The organism is Paenibacillus lentimorbus NRRL B-30488 (assembly GCF_000411595.1).
In the GTDB taxonomy this organism is placed as follows: Bacteria; Bacillota; Bacilli; order Bacillales; family Bacillaceae; genus Bacillus; species Bacillus velezensis.
Genome location: NZ_ANAT01000006.1, coordinates 332,315 through 351,224, shown reverse-complemented (window position 1 = coordinate 351,224; position 18,910 = coordinate 332,315). Strand labels below are relative to the sequence as shown.

18 protein-coding genes and 4 pseudogenes are annotated in these 18,910 nt (G+C 45.7%); all 22 read left to right on the top strand.

Annotated features, from left to right (window positions below; translation table 11 throughout):
* The first annotated feature begins 7 nt into the window (after positions 1–7).
* The 22 genes and pseudogenes from cheY to D368_RS04245 all read left to right on the top strand — a co-directional run bounded on the left by cheY (position 8) and on the right by D368_RS04245 (position 18,908).
* Positions 8–370, top strand: coding sequence for a chemotaxis protein CheY (cheY, locus tag D368_RS04350; protein WP_003154238.1), 363 nt, complete (start codon positions 8–10; stop codon positions 368–370).
* Between the two features lie 14 nt (positions 371–384).
* Positions 385–1,037, top strand: a pseudogene (fliZ, locus tag D368_RS04345) (flagella biosynthesis regulatory protein FliZ).
* Positions 1,030–1,695: a flagellar type III secretion system pore protein FliP gene (gene fliP / locus D368_RS04340; RefSeq protein ID WP_007409786.1), complete on the top strand. Its 666-nt coding sequence runs from the start codon at positions 1,030–1,032 to the stop codon at positions 1,693–1,695. The pseudogene fliZ and the gene fliP overlap by 8 nt, the downstream one beginning before the upstream one ends.
* A 14-nt stretch (positions 1,696–1,709) precedes the next feature.
* Positions 1,710–1,979 (top strand): flagellar biosynthesis protein FliQ, encoded by a 270-nt coding sequence (fliQ, locus tag D368_RS04335; RefSeq protein ID WP_128574582.1) that lies wholly within the window; start codon positions 1,710–1,712, stop codon positions 1,977–1,979.
* Positions 1,980–1,985: 6 nt separating this feature from the next.
* Positions 1,986–2,764: pseudogene (gene fliR, locus D368_RS04330) on the top strand (flagellar biosynthetic protein FliR).
* Positions 2,764–3,843, top strand: coding sequence for a flagellar biosynthesis protein FlhB (gene flhB, locus D368_RS04325; protein WP_007409787.1), 1,080 nt, complete (start codon positions 2,764–2,766; stop codon positions 3,841–3,843). Before fliR ends, flhB begins: the two are co-directional and overlap by 1 nt.
* Before the next feature lie 33 nt (positions 3,844–3,876).
* Positions 3,877–5,910 carry a flagellar biosynthesis protein FlhA gene (flhA, locus tag D368_RS04320; protein WP_003154231.1) on the top strand — a complete coding sequence of 678 codons (2,034 nt, stop codon included), beginning with the start codon at positions 3,877–3,879 and terminating at the stop codon, positions 5,908–5,910.
* Entirely contained in the window at positions 5,910–7,001 is a 1,092-nt protein-coding gene (flhF, locus tag D368_RS04315) for a flagellar biosynthesis GTPase FlhF (protein ID WP_071391833.1), read from the top strand. Before flhA ends, flhF begins: the two co-directional genes overlap by 1 nt.
* Positions 6,998–7,889: pseudogene (locus D368_RS04310) on the top strand (MinD/ParA family protein). Before flhF ends, D368_RS04310 begins: the two are co-directional and overlap by 4 nt.
* Positions 7,886–8,953 carry a protein-glutamate methylesterase/protein-glutamine glutaminase gene (locus D368_RS04305; RefSeq protein WP_065180271.1) on the top strand — a complete coding sequence of 356 codons (1,068 nt, stop codon included), beginning with the start codon at positions 7,886–7,888 and terminating at the stop codon, positions 8,951–8,953. Before D368_RS04310 ends, D368_RS04305 begins: the two are co-directional and overlap by 4 nt.
* 5 nt (positions 8,954–8,958) lie before the next feature.
* A complete protein-coding gene (gene cheA, locus D368_RS04300; protein WP_017417784.1) occupies positions 8,959–10,977 on the top strand; it encodes a chemotaxis protein CheA in 2,019 nt (672 codons plus the stop codon).
* A 22-nt stretch (positions 10,978–10,999) separates the two neighbouring features.
* Positions 11,000–11,473, top strand: a complete 474-nt coding sequence (cheW, locus tag D368_RS04295) for a chemotaxis protein CheW (protein ID WP_003154225.1) — start codon at positions 11,000–11,002, stop codon at positions 11,471–11,473.
* Between the two features lie 15 nt (positions 11,474–11,488).
* Positions 11,489–12,118 (top strand): CheY-P phosphatase CheC, encoded by a 630-nt coding sequence (gene cheC, locus D368_RS04290; RefSeq protein ID WP_014417781.1) that lies wholly within the window; start codon positions 11,489–11,491, stop codon positions 12,116–12,118.
* Positions 12,115–12,615, top strand: a complete 501-nt coding sequence (cheD, locus tag D368_RS04285) for a chemoreceptor glutamine deamidase CheD (RefSeq protein WP_003154219.1) — start codon at positions 12,115–12,117, stop codon at positions 12,613–12,615. The genes cheC and cheD overlap by 4 nt, the downstream gene beginning before the upstream one ends.
* 26 nt (positions 12,616–12,641) lie before the next feature.
* Positions 12,642–13,406 (top strand): RNA polymerase sigma-28 factor SigD, encoded by a 765-nt coding sequence (gene sigD, locus D368_RS04280; protein WP_003154217.1) that lies wholly within the window; start codon positions 12,642–12,644, stop codon positions 13,404–13,406.
* 27 nt (positions 13,407–13,433) lie between these two features.
* Positions 13,434–13,907, top strand: coding sequence for a DUF6115 domain-containing protein (locus tag D368_RS04275; RefSeq protein ID WP_062623359.1), 474 nt, complete (start codon positions 13,434–13,436; stop codon positions 13,905–13,907).
* A 143-nt stretch (positions 13,908–14,050) separates the two neighbouring features.
* Positions 14,051–14,791 carry a 30S ribosomal protein S2 gene (rpsB, locus tag D368_RS04270; protein WP_003154215.1) on the top strand — a complete coding sequence of 247 codons (741 nt, stop codon included), beginning with the start codon at positions 14,051–14,053 and terminating at the stop codon, positions 14,789–14,791.
* Between the two features lie 99 nt (positions 14,792–14,890).
* A complete protein-coding gene (gene tsf, locus D368_RS04265; protein WP_003154214.1) occupies positions 14,891–15,772 on the top strand; it encodes a translation elongation factor Ts in 882 nt (293 codons plus the stop codon).
* A gap of 145 nt (positions 15,773–15,917) precedes the next feature.
* Positions 15,918–16,640 (top strand): UMP kinase, encoded by a 723-nt coding sequence (pyrH, locus tag D368_RS04260; protein WP_003154213.1) that lies wholly within the window; start codon positions 15,918–15,920, stop codon positions 16,638–16,640.
* A 2-nt stretch (positions 16,641–16,642) separates the two neighbouring features.
* Positions 16,643–17,199: pseudogene (gene frr / locus D368_RS04255) on the top strand (ribosome recycling factor).
* 125 nt (positions 17,200–17,324) lie between these two features.
* Positions 17,325–18,107: an undecaprenyl pyrophosphate synthase gene (gene uppS, locus D368_RS04250; protein WP_003154211.1), complete on the top strand. Its 783-nt coding sequence runs from the start codon at positions 17,325–17,327 to the stop codon at positions 18,105–18,107.
* Positions 18,108–18,110: 3 nt separating this feature from the next.
* Positions 18,111–18,908, top strand: a complete 798-nt coding sequence (locus D368_RS04245) for a phosphatidate cytidylyltransferase (RefSeq protein WP_128574581.1) — start codon at positions 18,111–18,113, stop codon at positions 18,906–18,908.
* Positions 18,909–18,910 lie beyond the last annotated feature (2 nt).

The window sequence follows — 18,910 nt, the reverse complement described above, 5'->3', positions numbered from 1 at the left end:
ACAGATTATGGCACACAGAATTTTAATTGTAGACGATGCAGCATTTATGAGAATGATGATCAAGGATATTTTAGTGAAGAACGGTTTTGACGTTGTAGCTGAAGCTTCAGACGGAGCGCAGGCAGTCGAAAAATTCAAAGAGCATTCCCCCGACCTAGTGACAATGGATATTACAATGCCTGAAATGGACGGGATTACAGCTCTAAAGGAAATTAAACAGATCGATCCGCAGGCGAAAATCATCATGTGTTCAGCTATGGGCCAGCAGTCAATGGTTATTGACGCGATTCAAGCCGGCGCAAAAGACTTTATCGTGAAACCATTCCAAGCGGACCGCGTGCTTGAAGCCATTAATAAAACATTAAGCTAAAGGGTGTACGACTGTTGAAAAAGAGTCATGGTTTACTAGCTTTGATTTGTTGTTTCGTTTTACTCAATGTACATCCGTTCCCTGCTTTTGCGGCGGAGTCTGACAATTCCACCGTCAACGAATGGTTTGACAAACAATCAACAAACAAAACAGAGAAAAAAGCGATACATCGAAACAAACGGCTGATCAAGAGATAGGGGATGCTTCTGCATCTTCTGTCTCCGCTTTTGATTTTGTAAAAATGATCGGGGCGTTATTATTCGTCATTCTGCTGATCTATGGATTTGTCAAACTGATGAATAGAAGAAACCGTCTGCTGAAGCCGTTTCAATATGTAGAAAATATCGGCGGAACGTCAGTCGGCCAAAACCGTTCCGTGCAGCTGATTAAAGTGGGAAACAGCGTTCTCGTAGTCGGTGTGGGCGAAACGATACAGCTTTTAAAAGAAATTGAAGATGAAAAAGAGCGCGAGGCGATTCTGAGCCAATACGAAGAGTCGATGTCTTCAAAAGTGGAATGGACCAAGCTCGTAAATCCGCGTAAGGATGGAGAAAAAAAGCCGCAAACGATGCTTCCGTCGTTTTCAAAAGCGCTGAAAGAACAGCTGAACGAGCTGAAACAAAGCCGTTCTGAAGGAAAGAAGAAAGGCCCTTATCATCATGAATGAATTCATTAATCTTTTTAATTCAAGCAGTCCGACCGAAGTCAGCTCCACTGTTAAATTACTGCTGCTTTTGACTGTCTTTTCAGTAGCGCCGGGGATTCTGATTTTGATGACCTGCTTTACGAGAATCGTCATCGTTCTGTCTTTTGTGAGAACCTCACTGGCGACGCAGAACATGCCTCCGAACCAGGTTTTAATCGGCCTTGCGCTGTTCTTGACGTTTTTTATTATGGCGCCGACTTTTTCAGAGATTAATAAGGAAGCCTTAACGCCGCTGATGGACAACAAAATCAGTCTCGATGAAGCATATACAAAAGCCGAGAAGCCGATTAAAGAGTATATGAGCAAGCATACAAGGCAGAAGGATCTGGCGCTGTTTATGAACTATGCCAAAATGAAAAAACCTGAATCGATTCAGGATATTCCTTTGACGACGATGGTGCCCGCTTATGCGATATCAGAACTCAAAACCGCTTTTCAAATGGGCTTTATGATTTTTATTCCGTTTTTAATTATCGATATGGTCGTGGCGAGCGTCTTAATGTCAATGGGAATGATGATGCTTCCGCCGGTTATGATCTCTCTGCCCTTTAAAATATTGCTTTTCGTTTTGGTCGATGGATGGTATTTAATCGTGAAATCTTTGCTTGACAGCTTTTAGGGTAGGTGCTAATTGTGAGTTCAGAATTTGTAATTTCCATGGCGGAAAAAGCCGTATATGTAACACTAATGATCAGCGGGCCGCTGCTTGCGATCGCGCTGATCGTCGGTTTGCTCGTCAGTATCTTTCAAGCGACAACTCAAATCCAGGAACAGACGCTAGCGTTCATTCCGAAAATCGTGGCGGTGATGCTTGGACTGATCTTTTTCGGTCCTTGGATGCTGTCGACGATTCTTTCGTTCACAACTGATCTGTTCTCTCATCTGAACCGATTTGTAGGGTAGAATCAAATGAATTCCATCATTGATTTATTTCCCGCTTTTTTATTGGTCTTTATCAGAATCTCTGCTTTTTTTGTAACGGTGCCGGTGTTCGGACATCGGAATCTGCCGGCGGTTCACCGGATCGGCTTTGCTTTTTTCTTTCGGTGATCTGCTTCAGCACGCTGAAACATGCGCCGGAAATAGAATTAGGGGAACAGTATATGCTGCTTGTCATAAAAGAGGCCGTTGTGGGCTTGAGCCTCGGGCTGATTGCTTTCATGATGATGACAGCCATTCAGATAGCGGGTTCCTTTATTGATTTTCAGATGGGCTTTTCCATCGCCAATGTTATTGATCCGCAATCAGGAACGCAAAGCCCGCTGATCGGACAATTCGTTTATACGCTGGCGCTGTTATTTATGCTCAGCGTAAACGCCCATTATCTTTTATTGGACGGGATTTATTACAGCTTTCAGTATATTCCGCTTGATCAGGCATTTCCGTCGTTTGGAAATGATCACTTTGGACTTTTTATCGCAAAAAGCTTCAATGCCATGTTCATTATCGCTTTTCAAATGTCTGCGCCGGTTGTGGCCAGTCTGTTTTTAGTTGATTTGGCGCTCGGTATTGTGGCGAGAACGGTGCCGCAGCTGAATGTTTTCGTTGTCGGGCTTCCTCTGAAAATAGCCGTGAGCTTTATTATGCTGATCGTTTGTATGGCGGTGATGTTTGTCGTCGTCCGCAACATCTTCAGCCTTACCGTTGAAACCATGCGGAATCTATTGGCATTGGTCGGTGTGACATGATGAGACTCAGACTGAATCTGCAATTCTTTGCCGGTGAAAAAACGGAGAAAGCCACTCCGAAAAAACGGAAGGATACAAGAAAGAAAGGACAGGTCGCGAAAAGTACGGATGTGAATACAGCCGTTTCTTTACTGATTATCTTTCTTTCGCTGATCGCGCTCGGTCCTTATATGCGGGACAGGCTGCTGTCCTTTATTAAAACGTTTTATACGAAATCGATATCATTACATCTGTCAGCATCTGCCGTGCATGAACTGTTCGTAGATACGGTGAAAGATATCAGCCTCATCCTCGCGCCGATTATGCTGGTCGCGCTTGTGGCAGGTGTCGTGAGCAATTACATGCAGGTGGGTTTTCTGTTTTCTGCGGAAGTCCTCAAGCCTGACTTGAATAAGCTCAGCCCGCTGAAAGGATTTAAGCGGATTTACAGCATGAGGGCGATTGTTGAACTGGTCAAATCCATTTTGAAGATTACTGTGGTCGGTTTTGCCGCCTTTATGGTGCTCTGGCTGCATTATGGCGATATTCTCCGCCTTCCGCTTTTAACGCCTGCGGAAGTGCTCACTTTCGTTTCTAAGCTCACGCTTTGGATGGGGCTTGCGGGATCAGGGGCTCTAATGCTGCTGGCCGGGCTTGATTACTTGTATCAGCGTTTTGACTATGAGAAAAATATCAGAATGTCAAAGCAGGATATAAAAGATGAATACAAAAAATCGGAGGGTGATCCGATTATCAAGTCTAAAATTAAGCAGAAGCAGCGGGAAATGGCGATGAGGCGGATGATGCAGGAAGTGCCGAAAGCGGATGTCATCATTACCAACCCGACCCATTATGCGATTGCTTTAAAATATGATGAAAAGAAAATGGACGCCCCTTACATTGTTGCCAAAGGGGTCGACCATCTCGCATTAAAAATCAGGCAGATCGCCAAAGAACACGATGTCATGACGATTGAAAACAGGCCGCTCGCGCGTGCGTTATATGATCAGGTTGACATTGACCAGGCTGTGCCGGAAGAGTTTTTTAAAGTCATTGCGGAAATTTTGGCTTATGTATATAAAACGAAACAAAAAGTATAGTGAATTTCAGATTCAAAAGGAGAGAAAAACAGCATGTCAACAAGAGATTTATCGGTTTTAATAAGTGTTGTCCTCATTGTGGCAATGCTGGTGATTCCATTCCCTCCATGGTTGTTAAGTATTTTGATCATCATTAATATCTCTCTTGCGTTGATCGTGCTTCTCACCACAATGAATATGCAAGAACCGCTGCAATTCTCGATATTCCCGTCATTGCTGCTGTTATTGACGCTGTTTCGGCTTGCGCTCAATGTGTCGACGACACGTTCGATTCTTTCTCACGGAGAAGGGGGAAAGGTAGTTGAGACATTCGGGAATTTCGTTGTCGGCGGAAATGTGCTGGTAGGGCTTGTTGTTTTCATTATCTTGATTATTATTCAGTTTATCGTCATTACAAAAGGCGCCGAGCGGGTATCGGAAGTGGCGGCGAGATTTACGCTCGATGCGATGCCCGGAAAGCAAATGAGTATTGACGCGGATTTAAATGCCGGCATGATTACGGAGCAGGATGCAAAGCACAGACGTGAAAAAGTCGCCCGGGAAGCGGATTTTTACGGCGCCATGGACGGTGCGAGCAAATTCGTCAAAGGGGATGCCATCGCAGGGATCATCATCGTGATGATCAATATTATTTTCGGAATCGTAATCGGCATGCTGCAGCAGGGGATGAGCATACAAGAAGCTGCGTCTCACTTTACAATGCTGACGGTCGGTGACGGTATCGTTTCTCAAATGCCGGCCTTGCTCATTTCAACGGCTACGGGGATTGTCGTGACGAGAGCGGCATCTGAAGGAAATCTCGGTCATGATATTACAGGCCAGCTGTTTGCTTATCCGAAGCTCTTGTATGTAGCCGCGGGAACTGTACTTTTGCTCGGTCTGCTTACACCGATCGGCATTCTGCTGACGGGGCCGATCGCCGGTCTGCTTGCATTCGGCGCTTATATGCTGTCCAAAGCGGATAAGCCGAGCGAAGAAGAGGAAGAAATTCTTGAAGAAGAGGCTCAGGCGGATGAACTGAAAAGCCCGGAAAGCGTTGTGCAGCTTTTACATATTGATCCGATTGAATTTGAGTTCGGATACGGACTCGTGCCGCTTGCAGACGCGGGGCAGGGCGGTGATCTTCTTGACCGCATCGTCATGATCAGACGTCAGCTTGCGCTTGAATTGGGACTTGTCATTCCGGTTGTGCGCATCAGGGATAACATCGCACTCCAGCCGAATGAATACAGATTGAAAATTAAAGGCAATGAAGTCGCTAAAGGAGAGCTCCTGCTAGATCATTATTTAGCGATGTCACCGACGCCTGAAGATGACGTCATTGAAGGAATTGAAACGATTGAACCGTCGTTCGGACTTCCCGCAAAATGGATCAGCGAAGCTGCAAAAGATGAAGCGGACATGCTGGGGTATACAGTTGTTGATCCGGCGTCAGTCGTATCTACGCATATTACAGAAAAAATTAAGCAGCATGCTCATGAACTGGTCGGCAGACAGGAAACAAAGCAGCTGATCGATCATCTGAAGGAAAATTATCCTGTGCTTGTTGAGGAAGTCACGCCAAACCCTCTTTCTGTCGGCGATATTCAAAAGGTGCTTGCCAAATTGCTGAGAGAAAAAGTTTCAATCAGAAACTTGGTGACCATTTTTGAAACTCTTGCCGATTACGGAAGATTAACGACAGATTCAGACCTTTTGACAGAATACGCGAGACAGTCGCTTGCCAAACAAATCACGGCACAATATGCGAGAGAGCATGAAACGCTGAAGGTCATCACATGCTCAGGCCGGGTGGAAAAAGCGATTGCAGACGGGGTTCAGCAGACTGAACAGGGCAATTACCTGTCACTCGACCCTGAGGTTTCAGACAGCATCATCCGTTCTGTCGCTAAAGAGGCCGAGCAGCTTTCCATCCGACAGGAGTCGGCGATTCTTCTTTGCTCGCCTGCTGTCAGAATGTATGTAAAACAGCTGTTAGAACGGTATTTCCCTGATCTTCCGGTTCTTTCTTATAATGAGCTGGAAGCAAATGTTGAAGTACAGAGCATTGGAGTGGTGGATATTTAATGAAAATAAAAAAATTTACAGCCGCTTCAATGCAGGATGCCGCGAAGCAAATCAAAAAGGAACTCGGCAATGATGCCGTTATTTTACATTCCAAACAAGTAAAGAAACGAAAATGGCTGGGGTTGCGGTCGCAGCAGGCCGTCGAAGTGATAGCGGTTTTAGATCGTGACGTCAGGGAAGCGAGAAAAACGCCGCCGGCTGCCGCTGGAGAAATGAAAAAGACGGAAATGGCGGAGAAAGCTGAGCCTGTTCAGCCGCCGCGTCTTCCGGATCAAAGTATTTCCGGCGAACTTGCGTATTTGAAAGAAGTGCTCCCTGAACCATTAAAAAAAGCCGAGAGACTATTGAAGCAAGCCGGGCTTCCTGATCATACGCAAAACGCCGTACTCAGTGAATTGCTCAGTTCTTCAATTGTTTCCGGAGATTTAACTGAAGATAATGTCAGCTCAAAACTGCAGGATTTGTTAGTGAAAAAACTCCCTTCGGCAGACAGGTGGCAGGAAGGGATTCAATCAAAATACGTCGTGCTTTTCGGTTCAACCGGGGCCGGCAAAACGACTACACTTGCGAAACTCGCGGCCTCATCAATGCTGACAGAGCATAAAAAAATTGCCTTTATGACGACGGATACTTACCGGATTGCCGCGGTCGAGCAGCTGAAGACATATGCGGAGCTGCTTCAGGCTCCTCTTGAAGTATGTTATTCAAAGGAAGAATGTCTGAAGGCACTGGAAAAATTCGCTGAATATGACCATGTTTTCATTGATACAGCCGGCAGAAACTTTAAAGAAGAGCAGTATATTACGGAATTACAAGAGATGATTCCGTTTGAATCAGGCTTACAATCCTTTCTCGTATTATCGGCATCTGCAAAATATGAAGATATGAAACAGGTGCTGAAACAGTTTTCCGGTGTGCCGGTCAATCAATTCATTTTCACGAAAACGGATGAAACCGCCTCACTCGGCTCCGTGTTTCAAGTGCTGTCGGAATCAAGAATCGGCGCCGCCTATTTGACAAATGGACAGGATGTGCCTGAAGACATCCTATCGGCTTCACCAAAAGAGTTTGTAAGGATGCTTTTGGCATGAAACCCGATCAGGCAGAGTCATTAAGAAGGAAAATGAGAGAGCGGCAAATGATCAAGCCGGAGCTTTATGAGAAAAAGCGAAGACATTAGCCGTCATCAGCGGTAAAGGCGGCGTCGGAAAATCTAATTTAACATTAAACATGGCAGTTGCCCTGCAGGAAAAAGGAAAAAAGCACTCATCATTGATCTTGACATCGGAATGGGCAACATTGATGTGCTGATCGGCGCTGCTTCTTCCCGCACCATTATTGATGTGATGGAGAATCGGCATGCATTGGCTCAATCACTTTCCTCCGGTCCGAAAGGCCTTCGCTACATATCCGGAGGAACGGGGCTTGAGGCGATCTATCAAGCAGACAGAGAGAAGTGGTCGGTTTTTATGAATGGTCTTTCCGCTGTATTAAGCGATTTTGATTACGTTCTGTTTGATATGGGAGCGGGACTTTCAAAAGAACAGCTGCCGTTTATTTTATCGGCGGAAGACATTCTCGCCGTGACAACGCCTGAGCCGACGGCCATTATGGATGCCTACAGCGCGATCAAACATCTTTTGCTCGCGGATGAACGGCTGACCGTAAACATTGCCGTCAATCGCGCCCGTGCCCAAAAACAGGCGCTGGACACGTACAACCGCCTTTCTCATGCGATTCACACGTTTTTAGGCGCGGAGGTGCGTTTCGCCGGCTCCATACCCGATGATCCGCTAGTAAGTCAAGCCGTCATTGACCAGGTGCCTTTTTTAATAAAAAGTCCTCAAGCAAAAGCCAGCAGGTCCGTCCGTCTTCTGACGGATGTCTTGTTTCAAACGGAAGAAAACAAACCAAGAGAAGAGAAACCGGCATTTATTGAGAGATTATCTTCTTTTTTATTGAGGAGGACTTTACAGTGATTCGTGTGCTTGTCGTTGATGACTCAGCTTTTATGAGAAAGATGATTACCGATTTTCTGGCTGCGGAAGTGCAGATAGAAGTCATCGGGACAGCCAGAAACGGGGAAGAGGCGCTGAAGAAAATAGAGCTTCTTAAACCGGATGTTGTCACGCTTGATATTGAAATGCCGGTCATGAACGGAACGGATACATTACGGAAGATCATCAGCATATATAAACTTCCCGTCATCATGGTATCGAGCCAGACACAGCAAGGGAAGGACCGAACGATCAACTGCCTGGAAATGGGCGCTTTTGATTTTATCACTAAGCCTTCCGGAGCGATTTCACTTGATCTTTATAAAATTAAAGAGCAGCTGATTGAGAGAGTGATTGCAGCCGGGCTGTCCCGCGCACAAAAACCTGAAGCGGCAGTGAAAGAGCCTTCTATCCCGGAACGTCCGGCTTTGGCGGGATTTGAAAGACCAAAAGCAAAATCCGCCAAGCAGGCCGTATTCATCGCGACCTCTACAGGCGGACCGCGGGCTCTGCAAAAGGTGATTCCGAAACTGCCGAAGGATTTAAAGGCGCCTGTATTTGTCGTTCAGCACATGCCTGAAGGCTTCACCGCTTCACTTGCGGACAGACTCAACCATTTGTCAGATATTCAGGTCAAAGAAGCGGAAAACGGTGAAGAAGCGAAAGACGGATGGGTGTACATCGCGCCCGGCGGAAAAAATATGACGGTTGCAGAGGAAGGCGGAAGGCTCCGCATCATTCTTGACGTTCATGATACGGAAAGCCGGCATAAACCGTCAGCCGATTATTTGTTTCGGTCGGCAAGCCGCTTATCCGATTACGAAAAGGTAGCCGTCATTATGACAGGCATGGGCAGCGACGGAACCGAAGGCGTAAAAGAAATGCTCAGAACAGGCGGCGTTAAAACGATTGCGGAATCGGACGAATCCTGTGTTGTGTTCGGAATGCCGAAGTCAGCGATAAAGGCGGGCCTCATTCATGAGATTAAACATGTGGAAGATATCGCGGCATCCATCACCGGATGTGTGAAAAAAGAGAGGGTGTGAATCAATTGGATATGAATCAATATTTAGATGTCTTTATTGATGAAAGTAAAGAGCACTTACAGACATGTAACGAAAAGCTGCTGCTGTTGGAAAAAGATCCGGCAGACCTTCAGCTTGTGCATGACATCTTCAGAGCTGCCCATACGCTGAAAGGCATGAGCGCAACGATGGGATATACAGATCTGGCGCATTTAACCCACCTGATGGAAAATGTGCTGGACGCCATCCGCAACGGAGAAATGCCCGTTACATCGGATTGGCTGGACGTGCTGTTTGAAGCGCTTGATCATCTTGAAGAGATGGTGCAGTCCATTATTGACGGAGGAGACGGCAAACGTGATATTTCTGAAGTAAGTGCGAAGCTCGACGTAAATGCGGTGCATGAGACTGCGGCTTCAGCCGAAACAGCAGAACCGCCGGCTTCAAAACAACAGACTTCAACTGAATGGAATTATGATGAGTTCGAACGGACTGTTATTGAAGAGGCGGAAGAGCAAGGATTCAGCCGCTATGAAATAACGGTTTCCCTGAATGAAAGCTGCATGCTCAAAGCCGTGCGCGTGTACATGATATTTGAAAAGCTGAATGAAGCCGGGGAAGTCGCAAAAACGATACCCGCCGCGGAAGTACTTGAGACGGAAGATTTCGGAACGGATTTTCAGGTGTGTTTCTTGACAAAGCAGCCTGCTGAAGAAATTAAAGAACTCATCAGCGGCATTTCAGAAGTGGAGAAAGTCGAAATTTCTGCCGGTGCGCCGTTAAAAACGGCCGAAAAACCGCAAGCGGCTGAACCGGTGAAGGAAACTCCGGTTAAAAAGGCTGAAAAAACGCCGAAGCCGCAAGCGAAAACGGAAGAACAGCCGAAGCATCACAGCGGCTCGAAAACGATTCGTGTCAACATTGAAAGACTGGATTCTTCAATGAATCTTTTTGAAGAACTTGTCATTGACCGCGGACGTCTTGAGCAGATCGCCAAAGAGCTTGACCACAATGAGCTGACTGAAACCGTTGAACGCCTGACCAGAATTTCGGGCGACCTTCAGTCTATTATTCTTAATATGCGGATGGTGCCGGTAGAAACCGTCTTTAACCGTTTCCCGAGAATGATCCGCCAGCTTCAAAAGGAATTAAACAAGAAAATCGAATTGTCCATCATCGGAGCTGAAACGGAGCTGGACCGCACGGTGATTGATGAAATCGGCGATCCGCTTGTGCATTTAATCAGAAACAGCATCGATCACGGCATTGAATCGCCTGAAGTGCGGGTGAATAAAGGAAAACCGGAATCGGGTCATGTCGTGCTTAAGGCATATCACAGCGGCAATCATGTCTTTATTGAGGTTGAAGATGACGGGGCCGGCCTGAACAGAAAGAAAATTCTTGAAAAAGCGCTCGAGCGGAGTGTAATCACCGAACGTGATGCTGAAACGCTTGAAGATAATGAGATTTACGAGCTTATTTTTGCTCCTGGCTTCTCGACTGCCGATCAAATTTCTGACATTTCAGGGCGGGGCGTCGGCCTGGATGTCGTAAAAAATAAACTCGAATCACTCGGCGGCTCTGTCAGTGTCAAATCCGCGGAAGGTCAAGGTTCTCTTTTCAGTATCCAGCTTCCGCTGACACTTTCAATTATATCCGTTCTTCTCATTAAACTGGAAGAAGAGACGTTTGCGATACCGATTTCTTCTATTATAGAGACGGCTGTTATTGATAAGAAAGATATCCTGCAGACGCATGACAGAGAAGTGATTGATTTCAGAGGCCAAATCGTTCCGATCGTCTATCTGAAAAAAGAATTCGGCATTACGGATTCAAAACAGGATGCCGATCAGTTCCATGTAATCGTCGTGAAAAAGGGCGATAAATCCACTGCTTTTGTCGTGGACTCTTTTATCGGACAGCAGGAAGTCGTACTGAAATCACTCGGCGACTATTTGACGAACGTCTTTGCGATTTCCGGCGCTACGATTCTCGGAAACGGAGAAGTGGCGCTGATTATTGATTGCAATGCGCTGATCTACTAAAACGACACGAGGAGGTGCCCGCATGACTGCTGAAATCAAAACAGGTGAAAAAATGATTGTGTTTATGATAAACGGGAAAGAATACGCTATCTCAGTTTCCCAGGTGAAATCAATTGAAAAGTGGCAAAAACCGACGAGGGTCCCGGGGGTGGAATCTTATATCCGCGGCGTTATCAATCTGCGCGGAGTGATTACCCCGGTTCTTGATTTAAGAAAACGTCTGAACCAGCCTGAACAGGACATCACAGAAGAGACACGGATTATCATCATTTCTTACCGTGACGCCGATGTCGGATGGGTCGTGGATGAGGCCAATGACGTCATCACCGTGCATGAAAATGAAATTGAATCCGCGCCTGAAAGCCAGACAAAGGAAACGGATGTGTGGATTAAACAGATCGTCAAGCAAGATAACAGGCTCCTCAATATTATCGATGCGCATGCGGTGCTGGATAAAGGTGCTTCGGCATCTGCGTCCGGAGAGCCGAATGCTTAAAGGGGAAAAGACAACATGAGTAAGTTTGAAGCGATCAAAGAAGAGCAGATGGATATTTTGCGGGAAGTCGGAAATATCGGGGCGGGTCACTCGGCTTCTGCCATGGCTCAGCTGCTGAACAGGAAGATAGACATGGAAGTGCCGTTTGCGACTTTATTGACATTTGATGAGCTCGCTGATTTTTTCGGCGGGGCTGAAACGCCGGTCGCCAGTATCTTTTTAAGAATGGAAGGCGACATGACCGGTTCTATCTTTCTCATCATGCCTTTTGATCAAGCGGAACAGTTTATCAGAGAGCTGATCGGAAATCCGGATTTTGATATTGACCAGTTGGGTGAAGATCATTTGAGTTCTTCTGCTTTACATGAGTTCGGCAATATTTTAGCAGGCTCCTACTTAACGGCATTGGCTGATTTGACAAAGCTTGAGATTTACCCGAGCGTGCCGGAAATCTCACTTGATATGTTCGGCGCGGTTATCAGTGAAGGACTGATGGAGCTCAGCCAAGTCGGAGAGCATGCCATTGTCGTGGATACTTCTATTTTTGACCAGGGCAGCCGGCAGGAGCTCAAAGCCCATATGTTTATGCTCCCGGACTATGATTCTTTTGAAAAGCTCTTCGTCTCATTGGGTGCGGCTTTATGAGCCGTGCGGAAGCCGCAGTCGTTAAAGTGGGGATTGCGGATGTTCAAGTCGCGCGTTACCCGGATAAAATCCGGACTTCGGGACTCGGTTCATGCGTGGGGCTGGTTTTATACGATAAAGACAAACAAACGGCAGGACTCGTTCACGTCATGCTGCCGGACTCCGGTTTATCAAAAACGGCGGAGCTCAACCGTGCAAAATACGCGGACACTGCCGTTAAGATGACAATTGATATGCTTTTGAAAGCCGGCTGCCGCAAGTTTGCCCTGAAGGCAAAACTCGCCGGGGGAGCGGAGATGTTTAAGTTTAAAATGACAAACGACCTGATGAAAATCGGTCCGAGGAATGTAGCGGCTATCAAAGAGCAGCTTTCATTGTATAACATTCCGGTCATCAGTGAAGATACGGGCGGCTCAAGCGGCCGGACGATTGAATTTGAGCCAAAGTCCTGCATGCTGCACATTCGAACTGTTAAACAAGGTGAAACAACGATTTAATAAAGGTATGAGGTAGGGGGATAACAATGCAATCCTTGAATTATGAAGATCAGGTGCTTTGGTCGCGCTGGAAAGAGTGGAAAGATCCTAAAGCCGGTGATGATTTAATGCGCCGTTACATGCCGCTGGTCACATATCATGTCGGCAGAATTTCCGTCGGACTGCCGAAATCGGTGCATAAAGACGATCTAATGAGCCTTGGTATGCTTGGTTTATATGATGCCCTGGAAAAATTTGACCCCGGCCGGGATTTAAAATTTGATACCTATGCCTCGTTTAGAATTCGCGGTGCAATCATCGACGGGCTGCGTAAAGAAGATTGGCTGCCCAGAACTTCACGGGAGAAGACAAAAAAAGTCGAAGCGGCAATCGAAAAACTTGAACAGCGCTACCTTCGGAATGTGACGCCTTCAGAGATCGCAGAAGAGCTGGGGATGACGGAGCAGGACGTAGTATCAACGATGAATGAAGGGTTTTTTGCCAATCTCTTATCAATTGATGAAAAGCTTCACGACCAGGATGACGGTGAGAATATTCAAGTGATGATCAGAGATGACAAAAATGTGCCGCCGGAAGAAAAAATCATGAAGGACGAGCTGATCGCTCAGCTTGCGGGCAAAATTCACGAGCTCTCTGAAAAAGAGCAGCTTGTCGTCAGTTTATTCTATAAAGAAGAACTGACTTTGACCGAAATCGGACAAGTCCTGAACCTTTCGACGTCGCGGATTTCACAGATTCATTCAAAGGCGCTGTTTAAATTAAAGCACCTGCTTGAAAAAGTAATTCAATAATGAACTCATGGTTAGCGAGTGAAAAACATGTCAACACTATTATGGCTTTTAAGCTTTGTGCTTCACGGCGTACTGCTTTATGCCGTCATTATTCTGTACACGAGGTTTTCAGCCCTCAAGGAGACGGAGCGCCAGCAGAAGAAGATTCTTGAAGAGACGGAAAACACTCTTGCAGCGTTTCTGCTTGAGCTGAAAGAAGAAAATGAAAGACTCGAAGACGCAAAAAGCCGGAATGATCAAGCACCTGACGCAGAAGACGCCGAACCCCGGCCGGAACCGAAAAAAGAGCCTGATATTCCGGACCACATGGAAAAGCTCATCAGTGCAACGGAACGGGCTGAAAGTGATGAAAACAGCGGCGCGCATTCGTTTGAAGAACGTGTTTCAGAATTATATGAACAAGGGCTCACCCCCGCGGAAATCGCCAAACGGGTGCAGAGCGGAAAGACAGAAATCGAGCTGTTTTTAAAATTTCGCGGCAAAGCTGTAAAGGATTCTTGATTGTCGCATAAAGCTGTGTTATATTATGTCTTGGTGTTAAATACACACGCTTAACGATTTATGCAGAGGGTGCTGCAAACGGCAGTTCTGCACAAAAATGACCTAAGCGGAGGAAAAAAACCATTTTATTAGGAGGAAATCACATGTCAGTTATTTCTATGAAACAATTGCTTGAAGCTGGTGTTCACTTCGGCCACCAAACACGCCGCTGGAACCCAAAAATGAAGCGTTACATTTTCACGGAGCGTAACGGAATCTACATCATTGACCTTCAAAAAACAGTGAAAAAAGTAGAGGAAGCTTACAACTTCACGAAAAACCTTGCTGCTGAAGGCGGAAAAATCCTTTTCGTCGGCACAAAAAAACAAGCTCAGGATTCTGTTAAAGAAGAAGCTGTACGCTCTGGCATGTACTATGTCAACCAACGCTGGTTGGGCGGTACACTGACAAACTTCGAAACAATCCAAAAACGCATTAAGCGTCTGAAAGACATCGAGAAAATGCAAGAAAACGGTACATTTGAAGTACTTCCGAAAAAAGAAGTTGTTCAATTGAAAAAAGAATTAGAGCGTCTTGAAAAATTCCTCGGCGGAATTAAAGACATGAAGGATCTTCCTGATGCATTATTCATCATCGATCCTCGCAAAGAGCGCATCGCTGTTGCGGAAGCTCGCAAATTGAACATTCCTATCATCGGAATCGTAGATACAAACTGTGATCCTGATGAAATTGATGTCGTAATCCCTGCAAACGATGACGCAATCCGCGCTGTCAAACTTCTTACTTCTAAAATGGCAGATGCTATTCTTGAAGCGAAGCAAGGCGAAGAAGAAGCGGAAGCTGCTGAAGAGACTGCACCTGAAACAGAAACGACAACTGCGTAACCTAATCAAAAGGTGATAAGAGGGACTGCCTTTTATCACCTTTTTTCAAGAAAAATGTATCTATACATATCTTGTTTACACATATAAGGAGGAATTCAAATGGCTATTACTGCACAGCAGGTAAAAGAACTGCGTCAAAAAACAGGCGCTGGTATGATGGACTGTAAAAAAGCACTGACTGAAACTGACGGAGATATGGACAAAGCAATCGACCTTCTGAGAGAAAAAGGAATTGCGAAAGCGGCTAAAAAAGCTGACCGTATCGCTGCTGAAGGTTCTACTCTTATTAAAACTGACGGCAACAAAGGCGTTATCTTAGAAGTAAACTCTGAAACTGATTTCGTTGCGAAAAACGAAGGCTTCAAAGAGCTTCTGAACACGCTTGCTGACCACCTTCTTGCAAACGCTCCTGCTGATCTTGAAGAAGCGATGGGTCAAAAGATGGAAAACGGTTCTACTGTTGAAGAATACATCACAAGCAACGTTGCTAAAATCGGAGAGAAAATCACTCTTCGCCGTTTTGCTGTTCTTACAAAAGAAGACAGCGAAGCGTTCGGTGCTTACCTTCACATGGGAGGCCGCATCGGCGTATTATCCGTTCTTAGCGGAACAACTGACGAAGATCTTGCAAAAGACATCGCGATGCATGTTGCAGCGGTAAATCCTCGTTATATTTCCCGCGACCAAGTGTCTGAAGAAGAAGCAAACCATGAGCGTCAGATCCTGACTCAGCAAGCTCTTCAAGAAGGCAAACCGGAAAACATCGTAGCTAAAATGGTTGAAGGCCGTCTGAACAAATTCTTCGAAGAAATTTGCTTATTAGACCAAGCTTTCGTTAAAAACCCAGACGAAAAAGTGAAACAAGTTGTGGCTGCGAAAAACGCATCTGTTAAAACTTACGTCCGCTACGAAGTTGGAGAAGGCATTGAAAAACGCCAAGAAAACTTTGCTGAAGAAGTTATGAACCAAGTGAAAAAATAATGGCGGAAAGCCTTGGCGAATCTTTCGCGGCTTTTCAGGCAGTATAGGGGACACTACTTGTGTTCCCTATTTTTAAAACTATATTTACAAACCTTTTTTTCTCTTGCATAATAGGAAACGGCAATGTTTACACTTGGAGGTTATTATGGAAAAACCAAAATACAATCGTATCGTTTTAAAGCTTAGCGGAGAAGCATTGGCAGGAGAGCAGGGAAACGGCATTAATCCGACTGTTATCCAATCCATCGCTAAACAGGTAAAAGAAATCGCTGAGCTTGACGTCGAAGTGGCCGTAGTTGTAGGCGGCGGCAACTTATGGCGCGGAAAAACAGGCAGTGACTTAGGAATGGACCGTGCGACGGCCGATTATATGGGCATGCTTGCTACTGTCATGAACTCACTTGCCCTGCAGGACAGCCTGGAAACGCTCGGAATTCAGTCCAGAGTGCAGACATCAATTGAAATGCGTCAGGTCGCTGAGCCTTACATCAGAAGAAAAGCCATCCGCCACCTGGAGAAAAAACGTGTTGTGATTTTTGCCGCGGGAACAGGAAACCCTTATTTCTCTACGGACACAACCGCAGCGCTGCGTGCCGCTGAAATCGAAGCGGATGTGATTTTAATGGCGAAAAATAATGTCGACGGTGTGTATAATGCCGATCCGAGAAAAGATGAGTCAGCCGTTAAATACGAAAAATTATCTTATCTCGATGTGTTAAAAGACGGGCTGGAAGTCATGGATTCTACGGCTTCTTCACTATGTATGGATAATGATATTCCGCTGATCGTCTTTTCTATTATGGAAGAAGGAAATATTAAGCGTGCCGTAATCGGCGAATCAATCGGAACGATCGTAAGGGGGAAATAACGTTGTCAAACGAAGTATTAACACAAACAAAAGAACGCATGGAAAAAGCGGTTGCCGCTTATTCACGTGAATTGGCGTCAGTCCGCGCGGGACGTGCCAACCCATCTCTATTGGATAAAGTGACAGTAGAATACTACGGTGCCCAAACACCTTTAAACCAGCTGTCTTCCATCAATGTGCCTGAAGCGCGTATGCTTGTTGTCACACCGTATGACAAAACGGCAATCGGCGATATTGAAAAAGCGATTCTTAAAGCTGATCTTGGCGTAACTCCGACAAGTGACGGCACAATTATCCGCATCGCGATCCCGGCTCTGACGGAAGAAAGACGTAAAGAACTTGTCAAAGTCGTGAAAAATACGCGGAAGAAGCGAAAGTAGCAGTCCGTAATGTCCGCCGTGACAGCAACGACGACCTCAAAAAACTTGAGAAAAACGGAGACATTACAGAAGACGAGCTTCGTGCTTCCAGTGAAGACGTTCAAAAGCTGACAGATGAATATGTGTCAAAAATTGACAGTGTCACGAAGGACAAAGAAAAAGAAATCATGGAAGTTTAATGAAAAACTATGTACAATAGATAATGTGAAAAGACCCTCTCATGTTTACAGGGGGTTTTTTTGTTAATACTGTTGATTACATTGATCATCAGCAACGCAACCTTTTTGGGTGACGGAGGAATCTCATGCTCAACATACTCAAAAATTGGAAGAATCAGCAGAATGCGGCTTCCAACTTAGAACGGTATACAAAAGAAGACATACTGAAGGGTGAAATTCCCGCACACATTGCCATTATTATGGACGGAAACGGACGCTGGGCGAAGAAGCGCTCACTCCCGCGGATTGCCGGACATCATGAAGGAATGAAAGTGGTAAAAAGGGTGACAAAGCTCGCAAATCAGCTCGGCGTTAAAGTTCTGACTCTTTATGCGTTTTCAACTGAGAATTGGAAGCGCCCGAAGATGGAAGTCGACTTTTTGATGAAGCTTCCGGAAGAGTTCCTGAATACGTATCTTCCTGAATTGATAGAGGAAAATGTACAGGTGAAAATTATCGGAGATGAATCCGCGCTCCCTTCTCATACGTACAGGGCGATTGAGAAGGCCGTAAAAGATACAGAACAAAATGACGGGCTGATTCTCAATTTCGCTTTGAACTACGGCGGGCGCACGGAAATCGTCAATGCGGCAAAAGCACTGGCCGAACAGGTGAAAAGCGGCACGCTGAATATCGAAGACATTGATGAAGCGCTCTTTTCCGGGCATTTAATGACAGAATCAATCCAGGACCCGGAGCTGCTCATCAGAACGAGCGGAGAAATCAGACTGAGCAACTTTATGCTTTGGCAGGTGGCTTACAGTGAATTTGTTTTTACAGATGTCCTGTGGCCCGATTTTAAAGAAGATCACTTTCTGCAGGCAGTGGGAGAATTTCAGCAGCGGGGCCGGAGGTTTGGCGGAATTTAGAGGATGGTGGAAATGAAACAAAGATTGTTAACAGGTGTTCTGGCAGCGGCACTATTTTTATTTTTGGTTATTTTCGGAGGATTGCCGTTCACCGTATTTGTTTACGTGATGGGAAGTATAGCGCTTTTTGAGCTTTTGCGGATGAAAAAGCTCAGATTTTTTTCTTTTCCGGGTCTGATCAGCCTCTTGTTGTTATGGCTGTATATGATGCCGGACAAATATCATTTTTTCGATACGAAAATGGAAGTAACGATTTTCGCCGTATTGATTCTGCTCAGCTATACGGTGCTCGTGAAAAACACCTTTACGTTTGATGAAGTCGGGTTTATCGTTCTCGCGACGGTATATATCGGACTGTGTTTTCATTATTTTATTGAAATCAGAAACATTGAAACAAACGGGCTTTTGTATATCTTTTATGCCTGCGTTGTCATATGGTCAACGGACTCAGGCGCATATTTCGTCGGAAAGTCGCTCGGGAAGCGGAAGCTGTGGCCCGAAATCAGTCCCAACAAAACGGTGGAAGGGTTTCTCGGCGGTATTGTCATCGCCCTTATTTTTACGGCTGTTTTTCAGCTGTTTGCGCACCTTCCGATTTCATACCCGGTTCTTTTGGTCATCACGCTTGTTCTGTCTGTGTTCGGACAGATCGGGGATTTGGTTGAATCAGCGCTTAAGCGGCACTATGATGTGAAAGATTCGGGGAAAATCCTTCCCGGGCACGGCGGCATTTTAGACCGATTTGACAGCTTTTTGTTTGTCATGCCGTTCTTATACTTTCTGCTTGCGCTTTTTTCATGAGA